Annotated in this window: 16 protein-coding genes and 1 tRNA gene; 11 read left to right on the forward strand and 6 right to left on the reverse strand. The window is 63.1% G+C overall.

Annotated elements, in window-relative coordinates:
• Positions 1–41 precede the first annotated feature (41 nt).
• Genes QTL95_RS13305 through QTL95_RS13315 form a run of 3 tightly spaced genes read left to right on the forward strand, consistent with a single transcriptional unit; the run spans position 42 to position 3,767 of the window.
• Positions 42–965: a carbohydrate ABC transporter permease gene (locus tag QTL95_RS13305; protein WP_289720607.1), complete on the forward strand. Its 924-nt coding sequence runs from the start codon at positions 42–44 to the stop codon at positions 963–965.
• Positions 962–1,825: a carbohydrate ABC transporter permease gene (locus QTL95_RS13310; protein WP_289720444.1), complete on the forward strand. Its 864-nt coding sequence runs from the start codon at positions 962–964 to the stop codon at positions 1,823–1,825. Before QTL95_RS13305 ends, QTL95_RS13310 begins: the two co-directional genes overlap by 4 nt.
• A gap of 25 nt (positions 1,826–1,850) precedes the next feature.
• The gene (locus QTL95_RS13315) at positions 1,851–3,767 is read left to right on the forward strand and encodes a glycoside hydrolase family 127 protein (protein ID WP_289720445.1); all 1,917 of its coding nucleotides are present in this window, start codon (positions 1,851–1,853) and stop codon (positions 3,765–3,767) included.
• A gap of 67 nt (positions 3,768–3,834) precedes the next feature.
• On the opposite strand, the gene QTL95_RS13320 is transcribed toward QTL95_RS13315, so the two are convergent.
• Entirely contained in the window at positions 3,835–4,572 is a 738-nt protein-coding gene (locus QTL95_RS13320) for a type 1 glutamine amidotransferase (protein WP_289720446.1), read from the reverse strand.
• Between the two features lie 112 nt (positions 4,573–4,684).
• Between QTL95_RS13320 and QTL95_RS13325 the strand changes: the two genes are divergently transcribed.
• A complete protein-coding gene (locus QTL95_RS13325; RefSeq protein ID WP_289720447.1) occupies positions 4,685–4,987 on the forward strand; it encodes a SelT/SelW/SelH family protein in 303 nt (100 codons plus the stop codon).
• Between the two features lie 12 nt (positions 4,988–4,999).
• On the opposite strand, the gene QTL95_RS13330 is transcribed toward QTL95_RS13325, so the two are convergent.
• Positions 5,000–5,368, reverse strand: a complete 369-nt coding sequence (locus QTL95_RS13330; protein WP_289720448.1) for a BA14K family protein — start codon at positions 5,366–5,368, stop codon at positions 5,000–5,002.
• Between the two features lie 169 nt (positions 5,369–5,537).
• On the opposite strand from QTL95_RS13330, the gene QTL95_RS13335 reads away from it, so the two are divergent.
• Positions 5,538–5,624, forward strand: a tRNA-Leu gene (locus QTL95_RS13335).
• A 65-nt stretch (positions 5,625–5,689) separates the two neighbouring features.
• Here QTL95_RS13335 and QTL95_RS13340 read toward each other — a convergent pair.
• From QTL95_RS13340 to QTL95_RS13355, 4 genes are all read right to left on the reverse strand, one after another.
• Positions 5,690–6,325, reverse strand: coding sequence for a DUF1109 domain-containing protein (locus QTL95_RS13340; RefSeq protein ID WP_289720449.1), 636 nt, complete (start codon positions 6,323–6,325; stop codon positions 5,690–5,692).
• Complete coding sequence (locus QTL95_RS13345) at positions 6,312–6,878, reverse strand: sigma-70 family RNA polymerase sigma factor (protein WP_289720450.1); 567 nt, start codon at positions 6,876–6,878, stop codon at positions 6,312–6,314. Before QTL95_RS13345 ends, QTL95_RS13340 begins: the two co-directional genes overlap by 14 nt.
• Positions 6,879–7,031: 153 nt before the next feature.
• Positions 7,032–7,364, reverse strand: coding sequence for a hypothetical protein (locus tag QTL95_RS13350; RefSeq protein WP_289720451.1), 333 nt, complete (start codon positions 7,362–7,364; stop codon positions 7,032–7,034).
• Positions 7,365–7,479: 115 nt separating this feature from the next.
• The gene (locus tag QTL95_RS13355) at positions 7,480–9,102 is read right to left on the reverse strand and encodes a GumC family protein (RefSeq protein ID WP_289720452.1); all 1,623 of its coding nucleotides are present in this window, start codon (positions 9,100–9,102) and stop codon (positions 7,480–7,482) included.
• Between the two features lie 131 nt (positions 9,103–9,233).
• Here QTL95_RS13355 and QTL95_RS13360 point away from each other — a divergent pair, with 131 nt between their 5' ends.
• The 6 genes from QTL95_RS13360 (at position 9,234) to QTL95_RS13385 (ending at position 17,486) form a co-directional block, all read left to right on the forward strand.
• Positions 9,234–10,295: a glycoside hydrolase family 5 protein gene (locus QTL95_RS13360; RefSeq protein ID WP_289720453.1), complete on the forward strand. Its 1,062-nt coding sequence runs from the start codon at positions 9,234–9,236 to the stop codon at positions 10,293–10,295.
• A gap of 5 nt (positions 10,296–10,300) precedes the next feature.
• A complete protein-coding gene (locus QTL95_RS13365) occupies positions 10,301–11,563 on the forward strand; it encodes a hypothetical protein (protein ID WP_289720454.1) in 1,263 nt (420 codons plus the stop codon).
• 136 nt (positions 11,564–11,699) lie between these two features.
• Entirely contained in the window at positions 11,700–12,587 is an 888-nt protein-coding gene (gene purU, locus QTL95_RS13370; RefSeq protein ID WP_289720455.1) for a formyltetrahydrofolate deformylase, read from the forward strand.
• Between the two features lie 115 nt (positions 12,588–12,702).
• Positions 12,703–15,630: an aminotransferase gene (locus QTL95_RS13375; RefSeq protein WP_289720456.1), complete on the forward strand. Its 2,928-nt coding sequence runs from the start codon at positions 12,703–12,705 to the stop codon at positions 15,628–15,630.
• Positions 15,631–16,151: 521 nt separating this feature from the next.
• Complete coding sequence (locus QTL95_RS13380) at positions 16,152–16,346, forward strand: hypothetical protein (protein WP_037188504.1); 195 nt, start codon at positions 16,152–16,154, stop codon at positions 16,344–16,346.
• Positions 16,347–16,490: 144 nt separating this feature from the next.
• Positions 16,491–17,486, forward strand: coding sequence for a P1 family peptidase (locus QTL95_RS13385; RefSeq protein ID WP_289720457.1), 996 nt, complete (start codon positions 16,491–16,493; stop codon positions 17,484–17,486).
• Positions 17,487–17,508 lie beyond the last annotated feature (22 nt).

Raw genomic sequence — 17,508 nt, forward strand, 5'->3', positions numbered from 1 at the left:
CGATTTCATCAGCAGCAATGCGGAGTGTTTCGATGACCGCCATGGGTCGAATTCAGCCGGCGCGCGTGCGCCAAGGACAACCGAACAGGCGACCACCGAAATCGGAATGGACAGGGCTTCTCTACATCGCGCCGGCGATGGCGCTGGTCATCATGTTTTTCGTGCTTCCCGTCATTTTCACCGGATGGATGAGCCTGCACAACTGGCCGCTGATGGGCGCCCAGCGCTGGATCGGCTTCAATAACTATTTCAGAATGTTCAACGACACGCGCTTCGTGTCGGCGCTGAATTTCACCGCCTATTACACCGTCATCGTCACCATCGTCATTTTCGCGCTGGCTTTTCCGCTGGCACTCTTCGTCGAGCGCGAGCGCGCCTTCGTCAGCACCTATCGCACGATCATCTTCCTGCCCGTTGTCGTCGGCCTTGCTTCCGCCTCGCTGCTCTGGGTCTGGCTCGCCAATGTCGACAGCGGCTTCATCGGCCCGGCCCTGAAGGCGCTGGGACTGGTCGATCGCCCGCCCAACCTTCTGGCGACCTTCGACAGCGCCTTTCTCACCATCATTGTCATGGTCGTCTGGAAGATCGCCGGCTTCACGATGATCATCCTGCTTACCGGCCTGCAGTCGATCCCCGCCGACCTCACGGAAGCCGCCGTCGTCGATGGCGCCAGCTGGTGGCAGCGCTTCCGCTTCATCACCCTGCCGCTCATGCGCCGCACGATCGCGCTGGCGCTGATCATTTCGGTGACCGGCTCCATTCTCGCCTTCGACCAGTTCTACATCATGACGGCGGGAGGGCCGCAGAACCGCATGATCTCGGTCGTCTACTACATCTTCAACCAGTCCTTCGTCTCGTTCAATCTCGGCTATGGCGCTGCGCTTTCGATCGCACTGCTTGCCATCCTCGTCGTCATCAGCGTCGTCCAGCTGTGGCTGCTACGTGTCGGGGAGGAGCGCTCATGAGCCGGGTCACAGGACGATCTAGCGGCAAGGAGCTGCGCGGCCAGGCAGCCTTCCATGGCACCGGCCTCTGCATCGCGGTCTTCTTCCTCGCGCCCTTCATCATCACGCTTCTCGCGTCGCTTCGCCACGGTACCGAGGCGCGTCTGCCGCCGCTGCCGCCATGGCCGACGACGGGCATCAGCTTCGATTCCTACCGCTCGCTCGACACCTTCGGCGCCGGTATCTGGCAGCATGCGGTCAACTCGCTGATCGTCTCGCTGGCGACGGTGGTTCTGACGGTGGCGATCAGCCTGCTCGCCGGCTACGGCTTCTCGCGCTACCGCTTCCCCTTCAAGAATGTCTTCTTCGTGCTGATCATCGCCACACTGATGATCCCGTTCCAGTCGATCCTGACACCGCTCTTCATCATCCTGGCAAAACTCGGGCTCAACAATTCGCTTTTCGGGCTGACCCTGGTCTACGTCACACTGCAGCTGCCCTTCTCCGTCTTCATGATGCGCAACGCTTTCGATGCCGTCCCCAAGGAAATCGAGGAGGCGGCCCGCATCGATGGCGCGCAGGACATGAAGATGCTGGTGATGGTGCTTCTGCCGCTTGTGCTTCCCGGTGTCGCGACGGTGGCGATCTTCGCCTTCCTCAACGCCTGGAACGAGTTCCTGGCCGCCCTCGTGCTGCTCTCAAGCAACGAGAAATACACGCTTCCGGTTCTGATGATGGCGGTTCGTGCCGGTCGTCTCGGAGCCATCAACTGGGGCGCCGTGCAGGCCGGCGTCGCGGTCATGACCATCCCCTGCCTGATCGTCTTCCTGCTTCTGCAACGCTACTACATGCGCGGGCTGATGGCCGGCGCGGTGAAATAACCTTCCGAAAGAAATGGATTAAGCCATGAACAAGCTGAAAAGAGACCGCCAGTTCCGCCCGCTCCCCGTTCCCAATGTCGATGTGCACGGGCTGTTCGGCGAGCGGCAGGATGCCATTTGCGATTCCACTGCCGAAACCCTGCTCGACCGCTGCGTCCAGGCCGGCATGATCCGCGCCATTGATGTCGAACAACCGAGCGATGGCGTCGTTATCCCGATCGGCCCATGGGGCGGCTCGACGCAGATGTTCTGGGACAGCGATCTCGGCAAGTCGATCGAAACGGTGGCCTATTCGCTGTACCGGCGTGCCAATCCCGCGCTGGAGGCCCGCGTCGATGCCATCGTTGACATGTATGAGAAGCTGCAGGACAAGGACGGCTATCTGAACGCCTGGTTCCAGCGGGTCCAGCCCGATCGCCGCTGGACCAACCTGCGCGACCACCACGAACTCTACTGCGCAGGCCACCTGATCGAGGGCGCGGTGGCCTATTTCCAGGCCACCGGCAAGCGCAAGCTGCTCGATATCATGTGCCGCTATTCCGATTATCTCATCAAGACCTTCGGTCGCGGCGAGGGTCAGTTGCGCGGCTATTGCGGCCACGAGGAAGTCGAGCTGGCGCTGGTGAAGCTTGCCCGCGTGACCGGTCAGAAGAAGTATCTGGACCTTGCCAAGTTCTTCGTTGATGAACGCGGAACCGAGCCGAACTTCTTCACCGAGGAGGCGATCCGGGATGGCCGCAGCGCCGAAGACTATCACCAGAAGACCTACGAATATAGCCAGGCCCACGAGCCTGTCCGCGAGCAGAAGAAGGTCGTCGGCCACGCCGTTCGTGCCATGTATCTCTATTCGGGCATGGCCGACATCGCGACCGAATACAATGACGACACGTTGACCTCGGCGTTGGAGACCTTGTGGGACGATCTGACGACGAAGCAGATGTACGTCACCGGCGGTATCGGCCCGGCGGCCTCGAACGAAGGCTTCACCGACTATTACGACTTGCCGAACGAGAGCGCCTATGCCGAGACCTGCGCCTCCGTCGGCCTCGTCTTCTGGGCCAACCGCATGCTCGGCCGCGGCCCGAACCGTCGCTACGCCGATATCATGGAACAGGCACTCTATAACGGCGCCATGTCCGGCCTGTCGCTCGACGGCAAGACCTTCTTCTACGAAAACCCGCTCGAAAGCGCCGGCAAGCATCATCGCTGGGTCTGGCACCATTGCCCTTGCTGCCCGCCGAACATCGCCCGCCTGCTGGCCTCGATCGGCTCCTACATGTACGGCGTGGCCGAAGACGAGGTCGCCGTCCATCTCTACGGCGAGGGCAAGGCCCGCTTCGAGATCGGCGGAACCGGCGTCGTGCTCACGCAGGAGACCCGCTATCCGTGGAACGGTGCCATCCATATTGACGTCGCCCCGGAAAAGCCGGCCCGCTTCGCCCTGTCGCTCCGCATCCCCGAATGGGCGGATGGCTCGACGCTGAAGGTGAACGGCGAGCCGGTCGATATCGCCTCGATCGAGGTCGACGGCTATGCCCGCATCGAGCGCGAATGGAAGAACGGCGATCACGTCGATCTCGATATTCCGCTGGCGCCGCGCACCCTCTTCGCCAATCCGCTGGTGCGCCAGGATGCCGGCCGCGCGGCGCTGATGCGCGGCCCGCTCGTCTATTGCGTCGAAGCGACGGATAACGGCCCCGGCCTCAACGGCATCCGGTTCGACGGCAAGATCTCCAATGCCAGGACATCCGAGATCGCCGAGCTTGGAGACGCCGTAGCGCTGGATATCCCGGTCGTCAGGGAAACGGAGAGCTGGGGCGCCACGCTCTATCGCACGACGCCTCCCGCGGCGAAGGAGGCGACCGCCCGCTTCGTGCCGTATCATCTCTGGGACAACCGCACGCCCGGCGAGATGCTGGTGTGGATCAGGTCCGAAAATTAAGACGATGCAGGCGGCATCCGCTTGGGTGCCGCCTGCCTTCACGCATGAGTTGATGATGCCGCGCCCTTCAGGCGCTGGCGAGAAGCTGCTCCTTCGTCGCGCCGACCTCGATCAGGCTCAGCCAGTTGCGCGCGATCGTCAGCCCCGTCGCATCGGCCCTTGCAGCGTGTTCTGCCGCCAACGCCGGATAGCGGTCGAGCCAGTCCGGCTCCATCTGCCTGATCGATCCCTCGAAATCGACGGTCCAGTCGGCGACGACGCCGGAGCTGGCCTCGAAGTGGAACTGCGTGCCGTAAGCGGCGCGGCCGACGCGAAACGCCTGGTTCTCGACCAATGGCGTTGTCGCAAGAAGGGTCGCGGCTGATGGCAGCGTGAAGGTGTCGCTGTGCCATTCGAAGGTGGTGAACGTCTGGTCGAGCCCCGCCAGTAGCGGATCCGTTTTGCCTCGCTCCGTCTGCTCGATTGATTGCCAGCCGAATTCCAGCTGGAAGTTCAAAAGGTTTTCCGCGCCATGGCCGCGCGCCAGCAGCTGTGCGCCGAGGCAGATGCCGAGCACGGCCTTGCCCGATTCGGAAAAGCGTTGCATCAGCCGCGCGAGCGCCGGCAGGTAGGGGTAGTTCTCGTCGTCGAGCGCGTTCTGCTCGCCGCCGAGCACCACCAGCGCGTCATGGTCGAAAATGCCGGTGGGGATCGTCTGGTCGATATAGGGCCGGAAATAGCTGATCTCGGCGCCCGCTTCGACAAGGGCCACGCCGAGCGGTCCGAGCGGCGTGTTCTTCATGTTTTCGACGATGGCAACGCGCATCCACGACTCCTGTTGATTTCAGGCAGAGAGGAACACCAAGCCAACCGCTTTGCAATATCCGTTGCGCCGTGCGCCGGCTGTTCTTAAATCGTCTGAACGAAAGGAATTCGCGATGACCGAGAAAAAAGCCCGCGTCACCATTCTCTATTGCACCCAGTGCAATTGGCTGCTTCGCGCCGGCTGGATGGCGCAGGAACTGTTGCAGACCTTCACCGACAGCCTCGGCGAGGTCGCGCTCATTCCCGGCACCGGTGGCAATTTCGAAATCCGCGTCGATGACCAGTTGATCTGGGAGCGCAAGCGCGATGGCGGCTTTCCCGGTCCCAAGGAGCTGAAACAGCGCGTGCGCGATATCATCGAGCCCGACCGCGATCTCGGCCACACCGACCGCGCGGCCAAGGACGATCGAGGCTAGGCCGGAAAGGCTCTAGTCGTAGGGCGAATTGCAGGTCTTGTAGATGCCCTCGTAGGTCAAAAACCGGTCCGTCTTCGGATTGTAGGTCCGGTACTGGTTACGGCACCAGTCGACATGAAACTTCGCGCTCGGCTTGACCGTCGTCGGCTGCGGCTGCGGCGCATAGTAGAGCGGCGCCGGGCCGCGCGCGGATGGCCGATAATAATAGGGCCCCGTGGTCGTAGGGGGCCTGTAGTTCGGCTGCACATAGTTCGGGCGGAAGGATTGTACCCGGCCATAGGTCATGCATCCGCGCGCATCGCACATCGTCATCGCCGACGCGGGAAGGGCGAGCACCAATGGCGCAAGGGATGCGGCGAGCAGTGTGGCGTGACGAAACATGACGGATCCTTTCAGGCTCCCCTCAATATAGTGCGCCGCGAGCAAAAGCGCACCGCCTCTCTCGCGAAGACGAATTTGTAAGGCCGTCCCAACTTTTTTGCCCCGTGTCAGAAAAACTTCAAAAACGCTGTTGACAGTTACGGGCGACCCCCGTACATCGCTCTCCGTCGCCCAGATGGCGGAATTGGTAGACGCGCCAGCTTCAGGTGCTGGTACCCGAAAGGGTGTGGAGGTTCGAGTCCTCTTCTGGGCACCATTCCCATTGAAATTGCAGAGTAAAAGCCGATCCAATCGGCTCTCTCGTGCATTCATTTTCCCCGATCACCACCGCAGATACCGCGCTCCCAGGGCCGCGCCCACCACCGTCACGACGGTGATCGCGATGCCGTACCATGTGGCCACGAAGAGCGGACTGTCGTCGGCGCAGTGCCAGGCGTAGAGGGCGGCGGCGAGGCTGCTCGCGGCGAGGCCGGCGGCGGCGCCGGCGAGTGCCGGGCGTTCCGGGGCACCGTTCTTCAGGGCAAGGAACAAAGCCGCCAGCGGCGCCAGCGACAGGAGCGGGATGAACACCACGCAATAGCCCGCGCTGCGACCCATCATGTTCGCTTCCCAGAGACCTGAGGGCAGGACGGAGAGCTCGATCGCGACGCCGGCAAGAAGAAGCACGAGCGGCGCAAGCAGCAAAAGCGCGCTCGTTGTCATGCCGACGCCGGGTCGGCCGATTCGGTAGACGAGGCCGCAGGCGGTGGCGGCGAGGAGCAGGCTGAAGCCGATCTTGAAGAGAACGCGGATGGTCTCCAGCGCGCTCATCATGTCGTGGCGCATCCCTAGCGTGGAGAGGAGCAGTGCGCCTGAAATCAATACGCCCGATGCGAGCGCTATGGTGACGGCACGAGTCAGCCGCATCGGCGGCGGAGCGTCCTCCGCCAGAAGCTTTATCAGGTCATCGGTCTTCACGCGTCTCGCTCCGATAAAGTGCCGCCAATGACTTCAGGGCGCGGTGCAGCGCGACCCGCACGGCCCCCTCGCTCATCTTCAGCCGCGCGGCCGTTTCGCGAATGCTTTCCCCCTTGATCGAGATCGAGCGGACGATGTCGCGCTGCGGATCCTTCAGGCGGTTGAGCAGGTGCTCGACATCCAGCCGGTCGGTGGCGTCGGTCCGGTCTTCCGCCTGCAACGTCGCCATCACGTCCTCGATCGGTACGTCCACATGACGGCCGCGCCGGCGCAGGCTGTCGATCATCTTGTTGCGGACGATGGCCGAGAGCCACGGGCCGATGGGGCGAGCCGGATCCCACGTGCCGCGTTTCAGGTGGACGGCGAGCAGCACCTCCTGCACGATGTCCTCCGCCTCGCTGACCGGCGCGCCGAACTGCTGCGCCCGCCGTCGTGCCATGGCGCGGAGATGCGGCACCACCGCTTCGAGAAAGCGGTGATAGGCTTGGCGGTCGCCAGAAAGCGCGCGGCGCATCCATTCAGCCCATTCCTCTTCGCGTTGCGAATTCGTCACCCGTTACGATCCCCTACGAAGCGGAAGACGTCATTGTTACCGGCATCGGCGATTTTCTGGTTCTCGGCTGAAAAACAGTCGCCAAACCTTTTCCTCCGCCGTGCGCGGCGCGGCAAGGGGCGAAAGCGAAAATCGTTACGGCTGCAAATTGTCTCAGCGAACCGGCTGGTAGTGGCCGCGCAGTGGAACTTGACTGCCGGTGCTGATGACGCCGTCGCGGTCGCAGACATAGACGAGCGTCGGCATGCCGCCGGAGCGGAAGATCTGGTCGTAGCGGCGGCGGACCTCGCGGGTTTCCGTCCGGCATTTGAAGTCCTGCTCGGTCGTGGCGTCGGCCTGCGCTTTGACGCCAGGGAGATTGGCGTAGGGGTAGGTGGACTGCACGCGCGCTTCGCCCGCCCGTTTCCAGTCGGTGGCAAAGCCGCTGGTGGGAACCGTGGCCGAGGAAAAGGCCAGCAGAGCCAGGAAGATCGTCGCAAACCGCATGTCTACACCTTCGCCGGGAGACCGGCACCTCAATATGACAGTTGATGTAGGCGCGCCCGGCCACCGCATCAAGCGAAGCCGGGAGCTATTGGCCGTCCATCGCGCAAACGTGACCTCAGGCGGGACGGCGGATGTAGCTTCTGACGACAGGGTGGGAAAATAGGCTGGCGAGGATGGCGAAGCCGGCGCCGACCGCGAATCCGGCGAACAATCCGCCCAGCAATCCGGCGATCAACATCATCTTCTTGCTCGGCCCGTCCGCCTTCACGGGCACTTCCGCCTTCGAGATGACGCGGATGTTGCTGCGCGACAGGTTCTGCTCCTCGCTTGTCTGTCCCGAGCGCTTCAGCACCGTCTCGTAGATTTCGCGTGCGGCCGTTGCCTTGCGCTGCAGTTCGTTCAGGCCGACCTGCTTGTCGGAGCTGTCGACCTGCAGGGCCTTCTGCACCGCCAGCTCCTTGGAAATCGCGTCCTCGGCTTTTTTCGCCTGCTCGTAATCGGCGCGCGCCGAGCTCACCAGCCGCTGTAGTTCGCCCCTGATTTCATCGCCCACGCTCTTCAGCGACGAGCGCGCGGCCTGCAGGCGCGGGTGGCGGGCGCCCATCTGGCTTTCCAGGCTGCCGACGATCGCCGCCTGCGTCGAATATTGCTGGCGCAGCGTCGCAAGGGCGGTCGAAACCCCGCCGCCGTCCTGCTGGTTGCCGCCGACCACATCGTCGAAGCTGAGATTGGCCGCCGCATCCGCCCGGGTCTTCGCCTGGATGGTCTTGTCCTGCGCGGTCACCAGCAGCGCGTTCAGCGACGCCAGGCGCTGGTCGGAGATCAGTCCGTTCTGCGTCGAGGCCATGTCGTTGTCGGCGCGGTAGGTCTCGACCGCCTGCTCGGCTTCTTGCACCTTGCTGCGCAATTCGTTGAGACGGCTGTCGAGCGCGCTGGACGTGTCCTCGTAGAGACCGGTGGAGGCGGTGCTCTCTTCCTGCAGGAAGGAGGCGACCACCTGGTTGGCGAGCCGTGCCGATTTTTCCGGATCGTGCGTCGTCGCCGTCAGCGACACCACGTAGGTGCCGGTCTGGCGGGTGATCAAGAGCGATTTCTGCAGCGCTCCGATGACGGCGGCGTTGTCGGCGCGCCCACCGGTAAAATCTGGGTCCTGGTCGAGCTTCATCGCGTCCGCCACGCGGGCGAGCACATTGCCCGAGGTCAGGATCTGTACCTGGCTGTCGATCAGGGCCGAGATCATCTCCGGCGAGACCGTGGCGGATTGCGTCGTCGGATCGGCAAGCCCGACCTGCCGTGGATCGAAATAGAGGCTGGTTCCGGCCGTGAACTTCTGCGGCAGCATCGGCAGCGCGGCTGCACCGGCAAGCGCGCCGAGCGCCGAGAGGCCGAGAACGATCAGCCGACGTCGCCAGATCGCATCGACGATCGAGCGCAGATCGAGCAGCGGCTGGCTTTCTTGAAGTTCCTCTCGAGGCGCGGCGACGGGCGCGATGCCGGCGATGCCTGGCTCGACCGGCGCTTCGATCGGCGCCTCATGTCGCGCCGGTTCGACCGGCGGGCGAGGGGGCGCCGGCTCGGCGACCTCGGGTATCATCGATGCCGGAGTTGGCTTCGCGGGCACGAAATCGGATGGTCTGAGCACAGGGCTGCGTGCACCGGTGTCTTCCGGTGTTTGCGAGGGCTCATAGCTGCGCCATTGCGGCAGCCGGCTCACCCTGTTCCTGTCATATTGACTCATGCGCGCGCTCATTGGCCGCCGTCGAGGGCGGGGATCGCCGGCAACTTTAGAAATCCTTAGCTAACGGACCGTTAAGATGCAGGTCTGTAGGACGGACGCGCACATTTCGCACGAACACGGAAATGAAATCCATGACAGCCAGCTCCTCATCGTGGCGACGCCTGGCGGCGATAGCTGTGGCCATCCTTCCGCTGCATGCGGGCATCGCCGAGGCCGCCGGCCCGTGCCTGCGCGGCATCAATCTCTCCGGCGCCGAGTTCGGCGAGCCCGGCGGCGAGGTCTTCAAGGCCTATGCCTATCCCACCGAAGACACGATCGGCTATTTCGCCAGGAAGGGCATGAATACGGTTCGCTTGCCGTTCCTATGGGAACGGCTGCAGCCCAAGCTCGGCGAACCGCTCGATGAGGATGAGCTGAAGCGCATCAAGGATACGGTCGATCTGCTGCGCCAGCGCCATCTGACCATCATTCTCGACCCGCACAATTATGCATCCTACAACAAGACGAAGATCGGCACGCCGCCCGTCACCAACTCGGCCTTCGCGGAATTTTGGGCGCGGCTGGCGGTCGAGTTCGCCGACCAGAAGGATGTCGTTTTCGGGCTGATGAACGAGCCCAACGACATCGACACCGACGTCTGGCTGAAGGCCGCGAACGCCGCGATCCGTACCATTCGCGCTGCCGGGGCGAACAACCTCATCCTGGTGCCGGGCAACCGATGGACCGGCGCTCATTCCTGGATGGCCGATGGCGCCGGCGGCGCCAATGGCGTCGTCATGCTTGGTATCCGCGACCCACGCAACAATTTCGCCTACGAGGTCCACCAGTATTTCGACGAGGATTCCTCAGGCACGCACGCCGAATGCTCCGGCAACGACAAGGCGCGCGCGGCGATCGGGCAGATGACGGATTGGGGCCGCAAGAACGGCAAGAGGTTGTTCCTCGGCGAGTTCGGCGTCTCCCAGGATGCCGCCTGCATCACCGGTCTCTCGGCCGTTCTCGGCGACATCCAGAACAATGGCGATGTCTGGCTCGGCTGGAGCTACTGGGTCGCCGGCGACTGGTGGCCGGAAGACGAAACGCTGAACGTCCAGCCGCATGAGGGGCGCGAGCGCAAGCAGATGAAGGCGCTGGAGATGGCCGCGAAGGCGCCGAGGCCGCCCAAATCCGCCTGCAAACTGTCGGTGGAGTGACCGGCATGGGCAAGCGGGACGAGGCGGAGAAGGAACCGATCGACTACGCCATCCTGGCCGTCGGCGTGCTCGGTGTGACCTACAACGCCATTCTCGCCTTCATCAACCACAACATCATACCGCTCGCGCCCGCCCACGTCGTGCTGAGCGAAATCCTGCTGCTCGCTTTCAGCTTCGCCTATATCCTGAAGAAGGGTCTCTACGAGGAGGACCTTGCCCCGCTCGGCTATCTCCTTGCCACCGTCTTCCTCACCGTCTTCGTGATGGCGATTAACCGGGCGGGCTATATCGATCATCTCCGCAACGTCCTGATCATCTTCGCCTTCGTCGTCATGGGTCGCTGGACCAACGAGCGAACGCTGAAGCTCACCTTCAAGCTCTGCTGCCTGGCGGTGCTGGCAGCCCTCGTCTGCGAGATCATCTCGACGCCCGCCTATGTCGCCCTGTTTCATCCCGCCGAATACTTCCAGAACACCCGCGGCGTGCCTCCCGCCACCTATAGCGACAGCGGCCTGTTTCGCGGCGCGCTCGGCTTCGAGGGCCGCTTTTCCTTCGGGCTGATCGACCATCGCTCCTCGTCGATCTTCCTGGAGCAGGTGTCGCTCGCCAATTTCTGCGGCGTCATGGTCATCTATCTCGTCAGTTTCGCCAACCGGCTCAGCCTGTTCGACCGCCTGATCTTCATCTCCACCGTCGTGCTCATTCTCGTCACCAACGACACCCGCACCATGCTGATCTTCACCATCGTCAGCGCCATGGGATATGTGATCTATCCCTATGTGCCGAAGATCTGCGATTTTCTGATGATGCCCGCAATCGTGCTTGTCGGCTTCGTCATCCACGCCTTCAGGCCGGATGCCCACGAGGACGACTTCGTCGGCCGCATCAGTGGCACCGTCCGCAACATCATGGATATGGATCTGGCGGCGACCCTTGGGCTGGAGCTCGAGAAAGCCACCACCTTCGTCGACAGCGGCTATGTCTATATCACCTACGGCGCCACCATCTTCGGCCTCATTCTCTTCTGGCTGTTCGTGTCGTTCTATCCCGCCGGTCGCACACCGAACCAGAAGCGCCTCTGCCACGCGGTCTCGCTCTTCATGTTCCTCAACCTGATGATCGGCTCCACCGCAATCTTCTCGATGAAGACGGCCGGCCTCGTCTGGTTGCTGGTCGGCTTCCTCAAGGTCAACGAAGGCGCCACGGCGGGGATACGCGTTTCGACGCCGCAGGCGGAACGGAATTCATTGCGATCTGCCCTAAGCTGATGGTGACGACGAGGGAGGCCGGCCGAACGGCGTCGTTCGTGAAAATCGACACGGTGACAAAACGCTTGGCTTGCTTGCCGGCTTCGCTTTGATCTAAGCAGGCTGCGCGGCCGGTGCCGAAGAGGGAATGTGACGCATGACGACGAAATATGTACTGACGGTAGCCTGCAAGTCGAAGCGCGGCATCGTTGCGGCGATCTCCAGCTATCTGGCCGAGCAGGGCTGCAACATCATCGACTCCAGCCAGTTCGACGATCTCTCGACCGGCATGTTCTTCACCCGCGTCAGCTTCATATCGGAAGAAGGCGTCGCCCTCGACGCGATCCGCGAAGGCTTCAAGCCGATCGCCGAGAAATTCGAGATGACCTCCGAAATCCACGATGGCGATCAGCGCATGAAAGTGCTGCTGATGGTCTCGCGTTTCGGCCACTGCCTCAACGATCTCCTTTATCGCTGGAAGATCGGTGCGCTGCCGATCGACATCGTCGGCGTCATCTCCAACCACTTCGACTACCAGAAGGTCGTCGTCAATCACGATATCCCGTTCCACCACATCAAGGTGACCAAGGAAAACAAGCCGCAGGCCGAAGCGCAGATCATGCAGATCGTCGAATCGACCGGCACCGAACTCATCGTGTTGGCCCGCTACATGCAGGTCCTGTCGGACGCCATGTGCCAGAAGATGTCCGGACGCATCATCAATATCCACCACTCCTTCCTGCCGAGCTTCAAGGGCGCGAACCCATACAAGCAGGCCTATGAGCGGGGCGTGAAGCTGATCGGCGCGACGGCGCACTACGTCACCGCCGACCTCGACGAAGGCCCGATCATCGAGCAGGATACGGCCCGCATCACCCACGCGCAGTCGGCCGACGACTACGTCTCGATCGGCCGCGATGTCGAGAGCCAGGTTCTGGCCCGCGCCATCCACGCCCATATCCACCACCGCGTGTTCCTGAACGGCAACCGCACGGTTGTTTTCCCGGCGAGCCCGGGCAGCTACGCCTCCGAACGCATGGGCTGACGCCGCCTGCCGGCCGCTACCACTTTCGATTGATGCGACCCCATCCGGCTTGCCGGTAGTCAGTCCTCGATTATCTGCTTACTGTGCGGTAGCGAATCGCTCGGCGGGGGGTGCCATGACCGATGAAGTGCTTGCTCAACGGCTCGAGTTGCCGCGCCCGGATGTGACCGCGGCGGAAGCGGGCGAGATATTGCAGTCGCGCTACGGTTTGTCCGGCGCGATCAGCGAACTCGGCAGCCAGCAGGACCGCAATTACCGCGTCGATACCGGCGAGCACCGCTATGTGCTGAAGATCTGCCACATGGCCTATGAGACCTTGGAGCTCGAGGCGCAGAACGCCGCGATCCGCCATATCGGCGAAAAGGAAGATGCCCCGCGCGTGCCCCGCATCGTTCCGTCGACGGATGGGCAGGACATCATTGCCGTCGGCGTCCGGGACGAGACTTTCCAGGTGCGGCTGCTCGAATATCTGGAAGGCGAGGGGCTCAACGAGCGGCGCCATCTGCCGCAGGCGTCGGTCGCGGCCCTCGGTTCGCTCTGCGCCCGGCTGGCGCTGGCATTGCAGGACTTCTCCCATCCCGGCCTCGACCGCAGCCTGCAGTGGGACTTGCGCCGCGCCGGTCCCGTCGCCGTCCAGCTGCTTTCGGCGATCAGCGACAGCGCCGCGCGCGACCGCATTGCCAAGACCATGGTCGCTGCCGTCCGCCGCATCCAGCCGCTGGCGCCCATGTTGCGGCTGCAGGCCGTGCACCACGACGTCACCGGCGACAATGTCGTCAGCCACCGCGACGCCAGGGGCCGGCTGATCCCGGATGGCGTGATCGATTTCGGCGATATCATCCGAGGCTGGCTGGTGGGCGATCTCGCCGTCACCTGCGCCTCCCTGCTGCATCAGGCCGATGGCGACCCGCTCTACATCCTGCCAGCGGTCAAGGCTTATCATGCGGCCTATCCACTGACCCCGGAGGAGCTCAAGGCGCTCTGGCCGCTGATCGTCGCCCGCGCCGTGATCCTGGTCGCCAGCAGCGAGCAGCAGATCTCCATCGATCCCGAGAACGATTACGTTCGCGGCAATCTCGAGCTTGAGCGCCGCATCTTCGATACCGCCATGTCGGTGCCGTTCGAGCTGATGGAAACCGCGATCGTCCAGGCGGCCACTGGCGAAGCGCTGCCGCTCGACACCGATGGCTGGCAGTCGCTGTTACCGGAAATCGATCCAGCAAGCATCGCCTATGTCGATCTCAGTGTTCAGAGCCCGCATTTCATCGCCGGCAACTGGACGCAGGCCGATATGGACTGGCGTCTTCTTGCCCGCGCCGCCACTGAGACCGGCACCGCCGCGACGCGCTATGGCGAATACCGCCTGTCGCGCGCCAATCTCTACGGCGCGCGCGCGCCCAAGACCCATGCCCTGCACGCCGATATCTGCCTGCCCGCCGGCAGCGCGATCGCCGCTCCCTTCGCCGGCAGCATTGAGTGGCGTAGCCAGCATCTGGCGCTCGTCGGCGAGGCCGTCACCCTTCATCTCGACGGGCTGGACCTGTCGTTGGAGGACGGTGCGGAGGTCGAGGCCGGACAGTCGATTGGTGTCGTCTCCGGCGAAGCCTCGTCCCTCGGCGGCCTTCGCGTCCAGCTCTCACGCCTGTCGAGCGCCGAGCCGCCGCTGTTTTGCGCCGCCCACGAAGTGCCCGCCTGGTCGGCGCTCTGCCCATCCCCCGCAGCCCTTCTCGGCAGCGGCGTCGAGGCGCCCGCGCCGCAAAGCGCGGCCCTCTTCGATATCAGGCAACGCCATCTGGCGAGCCCGCAGAAGAACTATTACGATCTGCCGCCGCAGATGGAGCGCGGCTGGAAGGAGCACATGTACGATGTCGAGGGCCGCGCCTATCTCGACATGGTCAACAACGTCACCATCCTCGGCCACGGGCATCCCAGGCTTGCCGAAGCGATCGGCGAGCAATGGCTGAAGCTCAACACCAATTCGCGCTTCCACTACGAATCGCTCGCGGCGTTCTCGGAGCGTCTGGCATCATTGGCACCCGAAGGACTGGACACGGTCTTCCTGGTCAACAGCGGTTCGGAGGCCAACGATCTGGCGCTGCGGCTTGCCTGGGCGCACACGGGCGCTCGGCATATGCTGTGCCTTCTGGAGGCCTATCACGGCTGGTCGGTGGCAAGCGACGCCGTCTCGACCTCGATCGCCGATAATCCGCAGGCGCTGACGACCCGCCCCGAGTGGGTTCATGCCGTCGTCTCGCCCAATACCTATCGCGGCGAGTTCCGGGGTCCCGATTCGGCTGGCGATTACCTGGAAACGGTGGTTCCGGTTCTCGAGGCCATCGATTTCAGGGAGGGCAAGCTCGCCGGCTTCATTGCCGAATCGGTCTATGGCAATGCCGGCGGCATCGCGTTGCCGGAAGGCTATCTTGCAGGCGTCTATGGCCAGGTGCGTGCCCGTGGCGGTCTTTGCATCGCAGACGAGGTGCAGGTCGGCTATGGCCGGCTCGGGCATCACTTCTGGGGCTTCGAACAACAGGGCGTGGTGCCCGATATCATCACCATCGCCAAGGGCATGGGCAACGGCCACCCGCTTGGCGCCGTGATCACGACGAAGGCGATTGCGCAGTCGCTGGAAAAGGAAGGCTATTTCTTCTCCTCGTCGGGCGGCAGCCCGGTGAGCTGCGTCGCGGGCATGACGGTTCTCGACATCATGGCCGAGGAAAGCCTGCAGGACAACGCCCGCCTGGTCGGCGATCATCTCAAGGGCCGTCTCGTGGCGCTTCTCGATCGGTACCCTATCGCCGGCGCCCTCCATGGCATGGGTCTCTATCTCGGCCTGGAGTTCGTTCGCGACAGGACGACGCTCGAGCCGGCGATCCAGGAGACGGCAGCGATCTGCGATCGGCTGCTCGATCTCGGCGTCATCATGCAGCCGACCGGCGATCACCTCAATGTGTTGAAGATCAAGCCGCCGCTATGCCTGACCATCGAAAGCGCCGATTTCTTCTCGGACATGCTGGAAAAGGTACTCTCCGAAGGCTGGTGATCGCCATATCAGCCGTTAACCATTTCGGTCATTTCGAGGCTTACGGTCTTTTAATCAAATGCCCCATTGCCGGAATCAGATGTGGTTCCTATGTCTGGCTGCGTGACGGACGATGCGTTTTCGACCGTCATCTGAATTGCACAAACACCTGCTAGGGTTGTTGCAAGCAAATCAGGTAAGTTGGAATGAAATTTTCCGGATCGTCGATATTTTGACACGTTTCGGAATATGTTTTCGAAGGATTGTCGCTTATTCTCTATCAATAGAGTAGATTATAAACGCAGTCATCACCGATCCGGGCGAGCCCGGATCATCAATCAAGCGCTGGACCAAGAAAGGGTCGAGACATGACAGACATTGATATTCTCGCCGGCTTCCTTGGGCGTTCCGTGCTTGGCCATGACCGTCCGGGCGCCCTCTCCCGCCCGAACTGTCGAATGTGACCTTCGTCCCTCCTTCCACGGTTCAAGACAAGTCAATTCGCCATCGCCTGCGCAATCCGCGCGGCAGGAGTTCTACGCATGAAAAAAGAAGTTATCGAATACGCAGGCGTTCCCGTTGGGATCGTCATTCCGGATGAAAACCGGTTGAAGTTCATCGCCGTGAAGTTTCACGTTCACGATCTGGACGAGCAGCACTTTGGCTCGCCGGCTGAAGTGAAGCTTGCGATCCACGACCTGATGACCCGCCGGCATCCCAAGCCCATCCATGCCTGACAGCCCGAACCGGCGCGTCAGGCAGCCACGGCCCTATAGAGCCTTCCACGATTTCCGACCGGTCCCGCCAAAAGCAGGGCCGGTCTTGTTTTTTGCGCCGCCTTGCGATCCTATCGCGCGCTGATCTCTGCCAAGGATGCGCCCGTGCTCAATCTTCTCACCGATATCGAAGGCGTCTCCGTCGGCAACGCGACCGATCTCAGGGTCGGCTCCGGCGTCACCGCCATCGTCTTCGACCAGCCGGCGACGGCATCGGGTGTCGTGCTTGGCGGCGCGCCGGGCGGACGCGATACGGCGCTGCTTGATCCGTCGATGACGGTGGGCGAGGTGGATGCGCTGGTTTTCTCCGGCGGGTCCGCCTTCGGGCTCGATGCGGCGGGCGGCGTCCAGTCGGGCCTGCGAGAGATCGGCCGCGGCTTTCCCGTCGGCAGCACGCGCGTGCCGATCGTGCCGCAGGCCATCCTCATGGATCTCCTGAACGGTGGCGACAAGGAATGGGGCCGGCATTCGCCTTATCGCGACATGGGTTATGACGCCTTCAAGGCGGCAGCCAAGGGTGTCTTCGCTCTCGGCAGCGTTGGCGCGGGTACCGGCGCCACCACCGCGACCTTCAAAGGCGGGCTTGGTTCCGCCAGCGCCGAAACGGCGTCCGGCCACCGCATAGCCGCCATCGTCGCGGTCAACGCCCTCGGCTCCGCCACGGTGGGCGAGGGGCCGCACTTCTGGTCGGCTCCCTTCGAGCGCAACGGGGAATTCGGCAACCTCGGCCTGCCGGCGTCCTTCACGGATCGCGATATCGCGATGCGGTTGAAGGGCATGAACACGACAGCCACGACCATCGGTGCCATCGTCACCGACGCCAGGCTCACCAAGCAGCAGGCGCATCGCCTGGCGGTCATGGCGCATGATGGCTTCGCCCGCGCCCTGCTGCCCGCCCATCTGCCGCTTGATGGCGACACGGTGTTTGCTGCCGCAACCGGCCTGAAACCCTGCGACGGCCTGCCGGATTTTCTGGAACTCTGCCATCTCGCCACCTCGGTCATGGCCCGCGCCATCGCACGCGGCGTCTATGAGGCAACGACGCTTCCGGTCGAGGGCGCGCAGCCGGCATGGCGCGACCGCTATGCCAATCGCCTCTGATCGCATATTGAGCTATTCGGAT

The organism is Rhizobium sp. S152 (assembly GCF_030380735.1).
GTDB lineage: Bacteria > Pseudomonadota > Alphaproteobacteria > Rhizobiales > Rhizobiaceae > Rhizobium.